Source organism: Streptomyces sp. NPDC048257, from assembly GCF_043201855.1.
GTDB lineage: Bacteria > Actinomycetota > Actinomycetes > Streptomycetales > Streptomycetaceae > Streptomyces.
The window spans coordinates 718,103-730,900 of the sequence record NZ_JBICZI010000002.1; the positions used below are offsets into that span (position 1 = coordinate 718,103).

Here is a 12,798-nt window from a genome sequence, read left to right on the forward strand (position 1 = left end):
TTGCGGGCGCGGCGGGGGTCCGTGAGGATCGGGGGCGATGACCACCACCCTTGATGAAGTACGCCGGTTCCTGAAGACGGACGATCTGCCCGGAGCGGTACGGTCCCTGCGGCCGCACGCCGAAACGGCATCGATCGCCGAACTCGCGAAGGCCACCCGGGCCTTGGCCGACGCCGCCGGGTTCAAGGACCTCGCCGGCGCGGCCAAGGCCGCCGCCAAGCGGCCCGGCGAACCCCAGGCCCTCTACGACTTCGGCTACGCCTGCGTCGAGCGCGGCGTCGCCTTCCTCGCCGTCGCCCCGCTGCGCGAGGCCCTCCGGCTCCTCCCCGACTCGCGGCCCCTCCTCGCCGAGCTGGTCTCCGCCCTGGAGGACGAGAACCGGCACGCCGAGGCCGCCGCGCTGCTCTCCGGCCGGGGCCCGGGACTGCCCGCCTGGCCCGAGACGTACCTCCTCGTCCACCACGCCCTGCTGGCCGGGGACCTCGACACCGCCGAACGCATCGGCACGGCCCTGCCCGCCCCCGAGGACCCGCAGTGGTCCGGCGCCCACGACCGCCAGAAGCGTCGGCTGCGGCGCACCGACCGGGCCCGCCGGGCCCAGCGGGCGGTGGGCCACACCGACCCGCTCGGCCACACCGACCTGCGCGGCTGGCACTACGGCCTGACCGGCGGCCTGCTGGGCATCCTCTCCCCGTACGGCTGGGACGCCGGCATGACCGGCCGGTTCGCCTACCTCGGGGACACCCACGAGACGTGCCGCCACGGCCTGGCCCGCCTGGCGCTGGCCCTGGAGGCCGCAGGGCGCCGCCCCGCCACGGTCTCGCTGCTGCCCGGCCGCTCCGACCGGATCCTCGGGCTCGCCGCCGGCCGGGTGCTGGGGCTGCCCTCCGTACCGTACGAGCCCGGCCGTCCGGACACCCTCGTCGTCGCGTACGACCTGAACGCGGTCCACCCGGACCTCCTGCGCACCCTGCACGCGCGCGCCGACGGCCAGATCCTGTCCGAGCACGCCACCTGCTGGACCGATCCGCCCGCGGTGAGCGCGGACTTCAGCGCGCTGCTGTGCCAGATCGTGGTCCCGCCGTGGAAGGACGACCAGCGGCCCGAGGAGGAGATCGTCCGGGACATCGCGCAGGCCGCCGCCGGCCCGGACGAGGGTGACGGCGCGACCCCGCCCGACCCGGACGAGGCCTTCCGGGCCTTCGTCACCGCCGTCGGCGACAGCTGGCTCACGGGCCCCCGCGACCGCGTCGCCTCACCCGGCCCGGTGCTCAGCTCGCGCTTCGCCTGAGGCGGCGGCAGGCTGGGACCATGCCGGAGCTGCCCGAGGTCGAGGCCCTGCGGGAGTACCTCGACGAGCACCTCACCGGGCGGGTGGTCGAGCGCGTCCTCCCGCTCGCGGTGAGCGTGCTCAAGACCTACGAACCGCCGCTCACCGCTCTCCAGGGGCAACCGGCCGGCACCACCGCCCGGTACGGCAAGTTCCTGGCCCTGGCGATCGGCGAACTCCACCTCGTCACGCACCTGGCCCGGGCCGGCTGGCTGCGCTGGCAGGACACCCTGCCCGCGCAGCCGCCCCGCCCCGGCAAGGGGCCGCTCGCCCTGCGCGTCTCCCTCGAGGGCGGGGGCGGCTTCGACCTCACCGAGGCCGGGACCCAAAAGCGCCTCGCCGTGTACGTGGTCCACGACCCGCAGGAGGTGCCCGGCATCGCCCGCCTCGGCCCGGACCCGCTCGCCGGGGACTTCGACCGGGACGCCTTCGCCGCGCTGCTCGCGGGGGAGCGGCGCCAGATCAAGGGCGTCCTGCGGGACCAGAGCGTGATCGCGGGAATCGGCAACGCGTACAGCGACGAGATCCTGCACGCCGCCAAGGTCTCCCCCTTCAAGCTCGCCGCGTCCTTCACCGACGAGCAGGTCACCCAGCTCCACGAAGCCGTGCAGGGCACCCTGCGCGAGGCCGTCGGCCGGGCCCACGGGGTGGCCGCCGGCAGGCTCAAGGCCGAGAAGAAGAGCGGGCTGCGGGTGCACGGCCGGGCCGGCGAGCCGTGCCCGGTGTGCGGGGACACCGTCCGCTCGGTGTCCTTCGCCGACTCCTCGCTGGAGTACTGCCCCACCTGCCAGACCGGCGGGAAGCCGCTGGCCGACCGGAGGCTCTCGCGCCTCCTCAAATAGCCGGTCGCTGCGTAGACTCCCGCACATGGCCGAGGAGCAGCAAGCGTCGCCGCCCCGGCGCGAGATCGTCACCGGGGTCCCCCGGGGCACCCGCCGTCGGCCGCCCGCGCACACCCCCGCCCGCTCGGAGATCTCCGAGCAGACCACCCTCGGGGCCACGTACGTACGGGCCCTCATGCGCAGCCAGCTGCGCGCCGCTCTGGGGGCACTGGCCGCGCTCGTGTCGCTCGTGGGGACACTGCCGCTGGTGTTCACGCTGTCGCGGGACGCGTCGGGGCCGCTGGTCTGGGTGGCTCTCGGCCTGCTGGTGTATCCGGTGATGTGGCTCATCGCCCGGTGGTACGTCACCCGGGCGGAGCGCAACGAGGCCGATTTCACCGGCTTGGTGATGGATCCGGCGGACCGGGCCTGATCGGCGAGACACCCAGGAGCTACGCCGGCTCGTACGGGTCTACCGGGAGCGGGCCGAGAGGTGTCTGCGTGTGCCCCTTCGCGGGCGAGCAGTCGGCGAACGGGCCCTGCCGGGGATCCATCAGGACCTTGAGGTGCGGATCGGCGTGCTGGATCCACCACGTCGTCATACCGAGGGCCGAATCGTGCCGCAGGTGCTCCCAGGCCAGCCAGAGCGCGGACAGCCGGGCCCCCGCTTCGGGGTGCTCCCACCAGAGCGGACACCAGGTCGCGGACGCGCCGTCCAAGGGGCGGCGGATGGTGACCGCCAGATAGTCGGTGACGAAGGCGAAGACGTCGCTGAAGTAGAACTCGGGGCCGTCACCGTAGACGTCCGACGCCGGCATGGGGAAGACGGAACGCGGCTCGCGCTTCGGCCTGGGCAGCGGGTACAGGGCCAGCAGCGAGCCCAGGGCGTCGTCGCTGCGCCGGAGCTCCGTCAGGAGCCAGCCGAGGAGGAGCTCCTGCAGTTCGGCGACCTCGGCGTAGGCGTCCGCCGCGAGGGAGGCGACGAGCCGCTCCCTCCAGTCGTCCAGCCGGCGCCTCCAGTGGTCCTCCTCCGCGGCCGACCGGGAACCGGCCAGGAAGCGGGCCACCGTCCAGTGGTGTTCCTTCCAGGCGTCGCCATCGGCTTCGGCCGTCACCCGCGCCGCCACCCGCTGCGCGTTCTGGATCGCTTTGCTGTCCATGGAACTGATGAATGCCTTTCACGCCAGGTAAGGAGTGTGCTGATCATACGAGTTCAGCCTCCTGTGCCTGGGTGACGAGCCCCCGGACGGCCCCTGGCTCAGAACAGGTGCATCGCCAAGTGGCCCAGAGGCAGGCCTAGTTGCCAGGCCGGGGTCCATACGCGCGCGTTCTCGTCCAGTCCGGGCGGGAGGTCGGTGTGATCCGGCCGTCCGGGGTCGAGGTTGGTGGCGAACAGTTCGGTGCCGTCCAGCCAGCGCCACGCCGCCCGGGCCAGTTCCAGGTCGGGGTCCTCGCCGTCGCCGCGCTCCCGGGCCTCCTCGCCGAGCGCGAGGAACCGGGTGTGCACCCAGTCCCGCCACGGGTGTCCGTACGCCGTGAGCGACAGCCATTCGTCGAGCTGTGAGACCACCCGGATGCCGGAGAGCTCGCCGGCCGCGTCCGAGAGGTAGATCGTCAGGGCGAGCGTGTCCCGTCCGGCCCGGAACTCCAGCGTGCTGACCGGGATGAGCCGGCCCGTGCGCAGCAGTTCGTCCGCGATGTACTCGGCGTACAGCCAGGCCATGGGCACCGCGAGCCCGCCGTCACTGGTGCCGTTACTACCCTCGGGCTGCACCGTTCCACCTTCTCCCGCGCTTCGAGCGTCCCGTCGTCGGTCCTGAGCCTTCACCGAGCGGCTCGCGGAGCGGGGGATGTTTACTCAACTTGCACGGTCTAATGCCGAAATCGACGCGTTTTATGTCCGGTCCGCGTCTGTTCACGGCGATACCCGATCTCGACACCCGATCCCCGTCCGTGCCGGAGTCTCAGGCTCCGAGGCCGTACCCGTACCCCTGGAGGCCCTTCTTCAGGGCGCGGAGGGCGTAGTACGTACGGGACTTGACGGTCCCGGCCGGGATGCCGAGCTCGGCGGCGGCCTCGGCCACCGACCGGTCGCGGAAGTAGACCTGCATCAGCACCTCGCGGTGCTCCGGCCCCAGGGAGCCCACGGCCCGCCGGACGTCGATGGCGGTGACCGAGCCGGCGACCGCGTCCTGCGGCTCGGGTGCCTGCTCCAGCCCCTCCGGATCCACCTCCAGCGGCCGTGACAGCCGGGCCCGCCGGGCGTCGATCGCGAGGCGCCGGGCCACCGTGAACAGCCAGGGCCGCATGGAGTCGTGCCCGCTGGCCAGGGCCTCCGGGTGCTGCCAGACCCGTACGAGGGTCTCCTGTACGAGGTCCTCCGCGCGCTGGGCGTCCCCGGCGGTGAGGCCGAGCAGGAATCCGAACAGGGCCCGCCCGTGGTCGCGCTGGAGTTCGGCCAGCGCCTCGGGATCCGTACGCGCGAGGGTGGGGGAGAGCGGCACGAGGGGCTCCTTCCGGGGTGCGTGGGGGGCCGTGGAGGTGGTGACCCGTCCACCCTGACCTGCACGGAGCCGACCCGGAACCGTCCGGCCCCGGCGTTGCGCCCAAGCACCCGGGTCGTCCGCCGGGCGGCCGTGCGGGTCGGTGAACGGTCGAACGGCGCGGCGAACGGCAGGCGGCGCCGCCCGTGTCCGCCGATCGGGTGGGTCCGTGCCTGTGCGGCGGATCCGTTCCTTGACTTACGGCGTGTAGTTATATGGATTGCATGTGATCACAAGTCAGATAGTCGTATTAATGGGAGTCGGGCACATGACCATGCGAACCCGGCCGCAGGCGCTCGCCCTCCTGTCGGCCCTGCTGCTGTCCGCCGCCGCCGGATGCTCGGCCGGCGGGGGCTCCGCACCGGCCCGCCTCGGCGACTCGGGCGGACCCGCCGCCCCCTCCAGCGCCGCCGGATCGCCCGCCGCCAAGGGCTTCACCCTGGTTGCGAGCGGCGACGTACTGCCGCACACCTCCGTCATCCAGCGCGCGTCGAACGACGCGGAGGGCGGCGGGTACGACTTCAGGCCGATGTTCTCCGGCGTCAAGGCCGTGGTCTCCGGGGCCGACCTGGCCCTCTGTCACATGGAGACCATCTACGGGGAGGAGGGCGGGCCCTTCTCCGGATACCCCGCCTTCAAGTCCCCGCCGGAGGTCGCCGACGGGCTGAAGGACGCCGGGTACGACGGCTGCTCCACCGCCTCGAACCACACCCTCGACGACGGGGGCGCGGGGCTGCGCCGCACCCTGGACCGCTTCGACAAGGTCGGCCTGAAGCACGCCGGCTCCGCCCGTACGGCCGCCGAGGCGGCCACGGTGACCACGTACACCGCGGGCTCCGCCAAGGTGGCGCACCTCGCGTACACCTACGACACCAACGGCTACCCGCTGCCGGAGGGCCAGCCGTGGGCGGTCAACCTGATGAAGCAGGACAAGATCATCGCGGATGCGCGGGCCGCCCGGAGGGCGGGCGCGGACGTGGTGCTGGTGAGCCTGCACTGGGGCACGGAGTGGGAGACCGAACCGGACGGTACCCAGCTCTCGCTCGGCAAGGCGCTGACCGCCTCACAGACCGGCGGCCGCCCCGACATCGACATGATCCTCGGCACGCACGCGCACATCCCGCAGCCGTACGAGAAGGTCAACGGGACCTGGATCGTCTACGGCATGGGCGACCAGGTCGCGGGCGAGATGTTCAACCACACGGGTGCGCGCGACATGCGCGGCAACTACGGATCGATCGGCCGCTTCGCCTTCGCCCCGCCCGCCGCCGCCGGGCAGCGCTGGCAGGTCACCAAGGCCGAGTTCGTCCCGCAGATGATGGACCTGTCCGTGGGCCGGGTCGTCCACCTGCCCGACGCCCTGGCCAAGAACCCCGGCCGCGAGGACTACGAGAGCGCCCGGGACGCCGTCAGCGAGGCCGTCCTCAGCCGCGGCGCCGCCAAGGACGGCCTGACCATGGCCAAGTAGCCGCCGCTCCTTCGCGGACACACCCTGGGGGGCTTTCCGATCAGGCCGGGCTCGCGGCCCGATCGGCAGGACATTTCCTAGGGAACCACGGTGACGGGCCAGCGGCCCGCCCGGACCAGGCGGATCGCCACCGAGCCCACGATGCGGTGGCCCGCCTGCTCCGAGGCGCCGACCACCACCGCGTCCGCCATCAGCTCGTCCGCCGCGCTCACCAGGCCGGAGTAGGGGTCGCCGCGGAAGGTGTGGAACTGCCAGCGCACCTCGTAGATGCCCTTGAGCCGCTCCGCCGACGCGCGGATCTCGGCCACCAGGCCCTCCGCGATCTCCCCGGTCGTGTCCGCCACCGGCGCGCCCAGCGCCGCCCCGGCCGGGATCACCGGCTGGACGTACACCAGCGCCAGCAGGGCGTTCTGCCGCCGGGCGAGCCCCGCCGCGTAGGCCGCGGCCCGCAGCGAGGACTCCGATCCGTCCACCCCGGCCAGGATCACCTTCGGCCCGTCGGTACCGCGTTCGAATTCCGTGTTCACGTGCTCCGTCACCCTGCCGAGGATAGGCGGCTCGGCGCGCGCACCGGCCCCGCCCTCCCTACAGTGCGAACCATGAGTGCCACCGTGGAGGAGACGCACGGAACCCGGAACCGCTTCCTGAACCGGGTGCCCGACGGATTCGGCGCGTTCTTCGGAGCGCTCGGCCTGCTGTGCGCCCTGCTCGCGCTCTCCCCGACGCTGCGGCGCCTCCTGCGGCACATCGTGCGCTTTCTCGACCTGATCGTCGTCCCGGTCAGCGCGAACCTCGCCTACGCCGTCTTCCTCTTCCTCCTCGCCGCGGCCCTCGGCACCCGCAAGAAGGTCGCCTGGTGGATCGTCATCACCTATCTGGCCCTGCTGATCGTCGACGACGTGCTGGAGATGGCCGTCGGCGAGTACTGGATCGGCGTCCCCTCCATGGTCGTCGCCGTCGCCGCGATGGCCGTGCTGATCGCCGCCCGCAACGAGTTCTACGCCGCCTCCCGGCCCGGGGCCCTGTGGCACGCCCTGTTCGTGCTCGGCCTCGGCATGCTCGCCGCCGTACTCGCGGGCTGGGCGCTCGTCGCGCTCTTCCCCGGCACCCTGCCCAAGGGCCAGTGGCTGGACTGGGCTGCCAAGGAGGTCTTCGGCGGCCTCTTCTCGGCCCGCGAGTTCGACGGCCGCCCGCCCCGTCCGCTGTCCTTCCTGCTCGGCCTCTTCGGCGCCGCCGCCCTGCTGAACGCAGCCATGACCCTCTTCCGCTCCCAGCGCCTGACGGCCGCCCTGCACGGGGACGAGGAGCCCCGTATCCGCGCCCTCCTCGGCGCCTACGGACGCAACGACTCCCTCGGCTACTTCGCCACCCGGCGCGACAAGGCCGTCGTCTTCGCCCCCAACGGCAAGGCCGGCGTCACCTACCGCGTCGAGGCCGGCGTCTGCCTCGCCAGCGGGGACCCGGTGGGCGACCCCGCCGCCTGGAGCGCCGCCATCGACGCCTGGCTGGCCGTGGCCTGGCGCTACGGCTGGCAGCCCGCCGTCATGGGAGCCTCCGAGGACGGCGCCACCGCCTACGCCCGCTCCGGACTCGGCGCCCTGCAGCTCGGCGACGAGGCCATCCTGCACGTCGCCCGCTTCGACCTCGACGGCCGCGACATGCGCGTCACCCGCCAGGCCGTCAACCGGGTCCGGCGCACCGGAGCCACCACCGTCATCCGCCGCCACTCCGCCCTCTCCGAGGACGAGATGCAGATGATCGTGGAGAGCGCCGACAAGTGGCGCGACACCGAGACCGAGCGCGGCTTCTCCATGGCCCTGGACCGGCTCGGCGACCGCGCCGACGGCGACTGCCTGCTGGTCGAGGCCTTCGACGACAAGGGAGAGCTGATCGCCCTGCTCTCCTTCGTCCCCTGGGGCAAGGACGGCATCTCCCTCGACCTGATGCGCCGCGACGGCACCGCCCCCAACGGCGTCATGGAGTTCATGGTCGCCCAGCTCTGCGCCGCGGCCCCCGGCCTCGGCGTGCACCGGATCTCCCTCAACTTCGCCGTCTTCCGCTCCGCCTTCGAGGAGGGCGGCCGGATCGGCGCCGGCCCCGTCCTGAAGCTGTGGCGCAAGCTGCTGCTCTTCTTCTCCCGCTGGTGGCAGCTGGAGGCGCTGTACCGCTCGAACGTCAAGTACAACCCCGAGTGGTACCCGCGGTTCCTCTGCTACCAGGACGCCGGCTCGCTCGCCCGGGTCAGCCTCGCCTCCGGCATCGCCGAGGGCTTCGTCTCCGTACCCAGCCTGCGCACCCTGTGGGGCAACGGCCACCCCAAGGGCCTCACTGCCCCCGCCACCACCGAGGGACTGCCCTCCATCGACTCCCTGGGCCTGGACCAGGTGGAGCAGGACACCGCGGGGGCCCCGGCCGAGCGGCTGCCCGAACAGGTCCGCGTCCGCCACGCCAAACTGGACCGCATCCGGGCGGCGGGCACCGACCCCTATCCGGTGGGCATCCGCCCGCGCACGCACACGGTCGCGGAGCTGAAAGCGGCCCACCCCTCCCACCCGCCCGGCGCCCGGACCGGCGCGGAAGCCACCCTCGCCGGGCGCGTGATGCTCGTACGCGACCTCGGCGGCGTGGTCTTCGCCGTCCTGCGCGACTGGTCCGGGGACATCCAGCTGATGCTCACCCGCGACGAGGCGGGGCCCGGCGTGCTGGACTCCTTCACCTCCCAGGTCGACTTCGGCGACCACGTGCTCGTGAGCGGCGAGGTGGGCGCCAGCAAGGCCGGCGAGCTGTCCCTCGTGGTCCGCTCCTGGCAGCTCACCGGCAAGTGCCTGCGCCCCCTGCCCGACAAGCGCAAGGGCCTCGCCGACCCGGAGGCCCGGGTCCGGCGCCGCTACCTCGACCTCGTCGCGAGCCCCGAGGCGCGGGAGGTGGTACGGGCCCGTTCCAGCGCGGTCCAGGCCCTGCGCCAGGGACTGCTCGACCGCGGCTACCTCGAGGTCGAGACCCCGATGCTCCAGCAGATCCACGGCGGAGCCAACGCCCGGCCCTTCCGCACCCACATCAACGCCTATGACCTCGACCTGTACCTGCGCATCGCGCCCGAGCTCTACCTCAAGCGGCTCTGCGTCGGCGGCATGGAGAAGGTCTTCGAGATGGGCCGCACCTTCCGCAACGAGGGCGTCTCCTACAAGCACAACCCCGAGTTCACGATGCTGGAGGCCTACCAGGCCTTCGCCGACTACGACGTGATGCTCGACCTCACCCGCGAACTGATCCAGGGCGCCGCCACCGCCGCCTTCGGCTCACCCATCGCGCACAAGGCGGGACCGGACGGGAAGCTCGTCGTCCACGACATCTCCGGAACCTGGCCGGTCAAGACCATGTACGGGGCCATCAGCGAAGCCCTCGGCGAGGAGGTCGACGCCGACACCGAGGAGGACGTGCTGCGCAGGCTGTGCGACCGTGCCTCGGTCCCGCACGCCCCCGAGGACACCCGCGGCGACGTGGTGCTGGAGATGTACGAACGCCTCGTCGAGGAACGCACCAAGCTGCCGACCTTCTACAAGGACTTCCCCACCGACGTCTCCCCGCTCACCCGCCAGCACCGCCGTGACCCCCGGCTCGCCGAGCGCTGGGACCTGGTCGCCTTCGGCACCGAACTGGGCACCGCCTACTCGGAGCTGACCGACCCGGTGGAACAGCGCCGCCGCCTCACCGCCCAGTCCCTGCTCGCGGCGGGCGGTGACCCGGAGGCGATGGAGCTCGACAACGACTTCCTGGACGCCCTGGAGTACGCGATGCCGCCCACCGGCGGCCTGGGCATCGGGGTGGACCGCCTGGTCATGTTCCTCACGGGCCTGACGATCCGCGAGACCCTCCCCTTCCCCTTGGTCCGCCGCGGCTGACCACGGCGTCACCGGCTGCCGCGTGGGCCGACCGGGTGAGGGGGAGAGGGTGCGTCCGTGCCTCTCGACAACTTCGGCGATGTCGTTGATACGTAGTAATAATGAAAAATGACGAGCCGACAGTAGGGCGGCGCACGGTCCTGCGTACCGCCGTCTTCCTCGGAGTCGCCGCCGCGGCCGGACTGATCGGCGTGGGTGGTGAGGGCGGCGAGCCGGGGCCGGGAGCGGGCGGGGGGCCCGGGGCGCCGGGCGGGCCGGGGGCACAGCCCGCGGCGGGCGCGCCCGGGGTGCGGGTGCAGGGGCTGCCCGAGAAGTCGTACCGGCTGCGCCCCATGACCGCCGAGGCGCCGGTGCGGCCGGCCGCCGTGAAGCCGGCCGTACGGACCCGGCCCATCCTGGAACTCCCCGCCGGAGCTGCCGTGTCGGACGGCATGGTGCTCACCTTCGACGACGGCCCGGACCCCCGCTACACCCCCGCCATCCTCGACGCCCTCGCCCGGTACGGCGTACGCGCCATGTTCTTCGTCTGCGGGGAGATGGCCACCGAGAACCGGGACCTGCTGCGCCGGATGGCCGCCGAGGGGCACGTCATCGGCAACCACACATGGACCCACCCGCACATCCCCACGCTCAGCCGGCCCGCCCTCGCCTCCGAGATCGGCCGCACGAGCGAGGTCGTCCAGCAGACCGTCGGCGAGGCGCCGCTGTGGTTCCGGGCACCGTACGGGACCTGGAACCGCGCCGCCTTCGAGATTGGGGCCGAGCTGGGCATGGAGCCGCTCGCCTGGACCGTGGACACCCTGGACTGGAAGGAGCCGGGGACCCCGACGATCATCTCCCGGGTCCTGGGCGGCGCCGCCCCCGGCGTGATCGTCCTCTCGCACGACGCGGGCGGCAACCGGTCGCAGAGCGTCCAGGCCATCTCCTCGTACCTGCCCCAACTGCTCGCGCGGGGCTACCGGATGACCCTCCCGGCCCTCCCCGCGCTGCCGCCCCGCTGAGCCCCCGCGCTGCCGCCCCGCTGAACCCGGCGCCGGCCCCGGTGGATGTTCCCGGGCTCAGCGGGCCTCCACCATGCGGGCGAAGACGACGACGTTGCCGTCGTAGCCGCGGGCCTTCGAGTATCCGCCGCCACAGGTGATCACCCGGAGTTCGGGGTGACCGGTGTCCCCGTACACCCGGGCTCCGGGGAAGGCCTCCTTGGAGAACACCTCCACGCCGTAGACCTCGAACACCGCCGTGCGGCCGTCGTAGCGCTCCACCTCGATGTGGTTGCCCGGCTTGACCGAGCCCAGGCCGTAGAAGACCGCGGGGCCCTGCGCGTTGTCCACGTGCCCCACGATCACCGCCGAGCCCCGCTGGCCCGGCGAGATGCCGTTGAGGTACCAGCCTGCGAGATTGCGGTCCTGCGGGGGCGGGGCGTCGATCCAGCCCTCCGCGTCCAGCCCGACCGTCATCACCGGCGCGTCCACGTTGATCGTGGGAATCCGGATGCGCTGCACCGAAGAGTGCTCCAGCACCTCCATGTCCGCCGGCGGCGTCGGTGGATGCGCCGGCAACTGGTCCGCCGTCACCGCGACGGCCGAGGCCGCGGTGGGCTGGGGCGGCCCGCCGTCGAGGGTCACACCGTTTCGCACCATGGCGAGGCCGCTGAGCATGACCAGGGCGAGCACGCCCCACGGTGAGCGTTTGCGTGACTGCCCGGTCTCGTCCTCGCCCATCGTTCTCCCTTCCCGGACGCGGGGGTCCCGACCCGCGTGCCTGTCCCGCCCCTGTACGCCCTACTTCACGCACGCTAAGGCCGACCCGGCAGGACGGCGAGAGGGGAAGGGCGAACGGGTGGCCGCCACCCGGAGGGGGCCGGAAGGGGTGCGCCCATCCAGGTAATCGTCACATAAATGCCTGACGGGTCGTGACCTGCGGATCCGTCAGTTGCGTCGTCCGCGCTTCGGCGTGTCGCTCAACCGGGCGGCCCAAAGCCTGAAATGCGGAGATTGCGGGACGACCGGAGGGTTCGACGTGGGAGGCGTTCTCGTCGATCATCCGGGGCCGACGCTCCGGGGCGCTTCCCGCTGGAGGTTCCACCATGCGTGTCTTGCGCGCTCTTACCGTGACGGCGGCAGTCTGCGCCGCGATCGGCCTCAGTGCCCCGTTCGCCTCCGCGAACCAGGACCCGGGGGGCCGGGGTGGGAATGGGGGTGGGAACGGCCCCAGCAACATCTCCGTCAACCCGTACTCCGTGCACCAGGGATCAACGATGCAGGTGAGCGCGGCGGGCTGCGGTCACGGCGGTACCGTCACCTCGCACGGTAACTTTCCGCCCGCCAACCTGTCCGCCGGCTCGATCGGCTTCGCCACCGTCCGCATCTTCAACCACGCCTCGCCCGGCCACCACACGCTGTCGGTCAAGTGCAACGACAGCAACCTGGTCGCCACCCACCGGTTCACGATCCTCGAGGGCAACCCCTCGCAGGGCGGCATCGGCGGATCCATCGGCCCGTCCACCGCCGAGACCGCCATCGGCGCGGGCCTCGTCGGCGCCTCGGCCCTCGGCGCCGGAGCTCACGTGCTGCGCCGTCGTCGCCCGCTCCGCAGCCAGGTCTGACGGGGACCTCCCCGGACGCAGATCCCCCGCTACCGCCGGGGGGGGCCCCCCCGGGGGGGGGGCCGGCGGGGGGGCGCGGGGGGGGGGGGGGGGGGGGGGGGGGGGGGGGGGGGGGGGGGGGCCCCCCGG

At 72.8% G+C, this 12,798-nt stretch carries 12 protein-coding genes; 7 read left to right on the forward strand and 5 right to left on the reverse strand.

Features of this window, described 5'->3' with window-relative positions:
* The first annotated feature begins 37 nt into the window (after positions 1-37).
* The 3 genes from ACGFZK_RS07305 to ACGFZK_RS07315 are packed head-to-tail and all read left to right on the forward strand — an operon-like array spanning position 38 to position 2,584.
* Positions 38-1,291, forward strand: coding sequence for a hypothetical protein (locus tag ACGFZK_RS07305; RefSeq protein WP_393847838.1), 1,254 nt, complete (start codon positions 38-40; stop codon positions 1,289-1,291).
* Between the two features lie 20 nt (positions 1,292-1,311).
* Positions 1,312-2,172, forward strand: coding sequence for an Fpg/Nei family DNA glycosylase (locus tag ACGFZK_RS07310; protein WP_393847839.1), 861 nt, complete (start codon positions 1,312-1,314; stop codon positions 2,170-2,172).
* A 25-nt stretch (positions 2,173-2,197) separates the two neighbouring features.
* Entirely contained in the window at positions 2,198-2,584 is a 387-nt protein-coding gene (locus tag ACGFZK_RS07315) for a hypothetical protein (protein WP_393847840.1), read from the forward strand.
* 19 nt (positions 2,585-2,603) lie between these two features.
* Here the strand turns inward: ACGFZK_RS07315 and ACGFZK_RS07320 are convergent, their stop codons facing one another.
* From ACGFZK_RS07320 to ACGFZK_RS07330, 3 genes are all read right to left on the reverse strand, one after another.
* On the reverse strand, positions 2,604-3,311 hold the full coding sequence (locus ACGFZK_RS07320; protein ID WP_393847841.1) for a DUF4913 domain-containing protein: 708 nt from the start codon (positions 3,309-3,311) through the stop codon (positions 2,604-2,606).
* 98 nt (positions 3,312-3,409) lie between these two features.
* Complete coding sequence (locus ACGFZK_RS07325; protein ID WP_393847887.1) at positions 3,410-3,874, reverse strand: hypothetical protein; 465 nt, start codon at positions 3,872-3,874, stop codon at positions 3,410-3,412.
* Positions 3,875-4,115: 241 nt separating this feature from the next.
* Complete coding sequence (locus ACGFZK_RS07330; RefSeq protein ID WP_393847842.1) at positions 4,116-4,655, reverse strand: sigma-70 family RNA polymerase sigma factor; 540 nt, start codon at positions 4,653-4,655, stop codon at positions 4,116-4,118.
* A 307-nt stretch (positions 4,656-4,962) separates the two neighbouring features.
* On the opposite strand from ACGFZK_RS07330, the gene ACGFZK_RS07335 reads away from it, so the two are divergent.
* Positions 4,963-6,162: a CapA family protein gene (locus tag ACGFZK_RS07335; protein ID WP_393847843.1), complete on the forward strand. Its 1,200-nt coding sequence runs from the start codon at positions 4,963-4,965 to the stop codon at positions 6,160-6,162.
* 77 nt (positions 6,163-6,239) lie between these two features.
* On the opposite strand, the gene ACGFZK_RS07340 is transcribed toward ACGFZK_RS07335, so the two are convergent.
* Positions 6,240-6,701 carry a universal stress protein gene (locus tag ACGFZK_RS07340; protein ID WP_393847844.1) on the reverse strand — a complete coding sequence of 154 codons (462 nt, stop codon included), beginning with the start codon at positions 6,699-6,701 and terminating at the stop codon, positions 6,240-6,242.
* Between the two features lie 60 nt (positions 6,702-6,761).
* Here ACGFZK_RS07340 and lysX point away from each other — a divergent pair, with 60 nt between their 5' ends.
* A complete protein-coding gene (lysX, locus tag ACGFZK_RS07345; protein WP_393847845.1) occupies positions 6,762-10,064 on the forward strand; it encodes a bifunctional lysylphosphatidylglycerol synthetase/lysine--tRNA ligase LysX in 3,303 nt (1,100 codons plus the stop codon).
* A 101-nt stretch (positions 10,065-10,165) separates the two neighbouring features.
* A complete protein-coding gene (locus tag ACGFZK_RS07350) occupies positions 10,166-11,065 on the forward strand; it encodes a polysaccharide deacetylase family protein (RefSeq protein WP_393847846.1) in 900 nt (299 codons plus the stop codon).
* A 57-nt stretch (positions 11,066-11,122) separates the two neighbouring features.
* Here the strand turns inward: ACGFZK_RS07350 and ACGFZK_RS07355 are convergent, their stop codons facing one another.
* Positions 11,123-11,785: a class F sortase gene (locus ACGFZK_RS07355; RefSeq protein ID WP_393847847.1), complete on the reverse strand. Its 663-nt coding sequence runs from the start codon at positions 11,783-11,785 to the stop codon at positions 11,123-11,125.
* Between the two features lie 536 nt (positions 11,786-12,321).
* Between ACGFZK_RS07355 and ACGFZK_RS07360 the strand changes: the two genes are divergently transcribed.
* Positions 12,322-12,669, forward strand: coding sequence for a hypothetical protein (locus ACGFZK_RS07360; RefSeq protein ID WP_393847848.1), 348 nt, complete (start codon positions 12,322-12,324; stop codon positions 12,667-12,669).
* The last annotated feature ends 129 nt before the right edge of the window (positions 12,670-12,798 follow it).

Bases quoted from the DNA above. Each gene is read 5' to 3' on its own strand.
- ACGFZK_RS07305 (WP_393847838.1), top strand. From the start codon at position 38: ATGACCACCACCCTTGATGAAGTACGCCGGTTCCTGAAGACGGACGAT.
- ACGFZK_RS07310 (WP_393847839.1), top strand. From the start codon at position 1,312: ATGCCGGAGCTGCCCGAGGTCGAGGCCCTGCGGGAGTACCTCGACGAG.
- ACGFZK_RS07315 (WP_393847840.1), top strand. From the start codon at position 2,198: ATGGCCGAGGAGCAGCAAGCGTCGCCGCCCCGGCGCGAGATCGTCACC.
- ACGFZK_RS07320 (WP_393847841.1), bottom strand. From the start codon at position 3,311: ATGGACAGCAAAGCGATCCAGAACGCGCAGCGGGTGGCGGCGCGGGTG.
- ACGFZK_RS07325 (WP_393847887.1), bottom strand. From the start codon at position 3,874: ATGGCCTGGCTGTACGCCGAGTACATCGCGGACGAACTGCTGCGCACG.
- ACGFZK_RS07335 (WP_393847843.1), top strand. From the start codon at position 4,963: ATGACCATGCGAACCCGGCCGCAGGCGCTCGCCCTCCTGTCGGCCCTG.
- lysX (WP_393847845.1), top strand. From the start codon at position 6,762: ATGAGTGCCACCGTGGAGGAGACGCACGGAACCCGGAACCGCTTCCTG.
- ACGFZK_RS07350 (WP_393847846.1), top strand. From the start codon at position 10,166: ATGAAAAATGACGAGCCGACAGTAGGGCGGCGCACGGTCCTGCGTACC.
- ACGFZK_RS07355 (WP_393847847.1), bottom strand. From the start codon at position 11,785: ATGGGCGAGGACGAGACCGGGCAGTCACGCAAACGCTCACCGTGGGGC.
- ACGFZK_RS07360 (WP_393847848.1), top strand. From the start codon at position 12,322: ATGCAGGTGAGCGCGGCGGGCTGCGGTCACGGCGGTACCGTCACCTCG.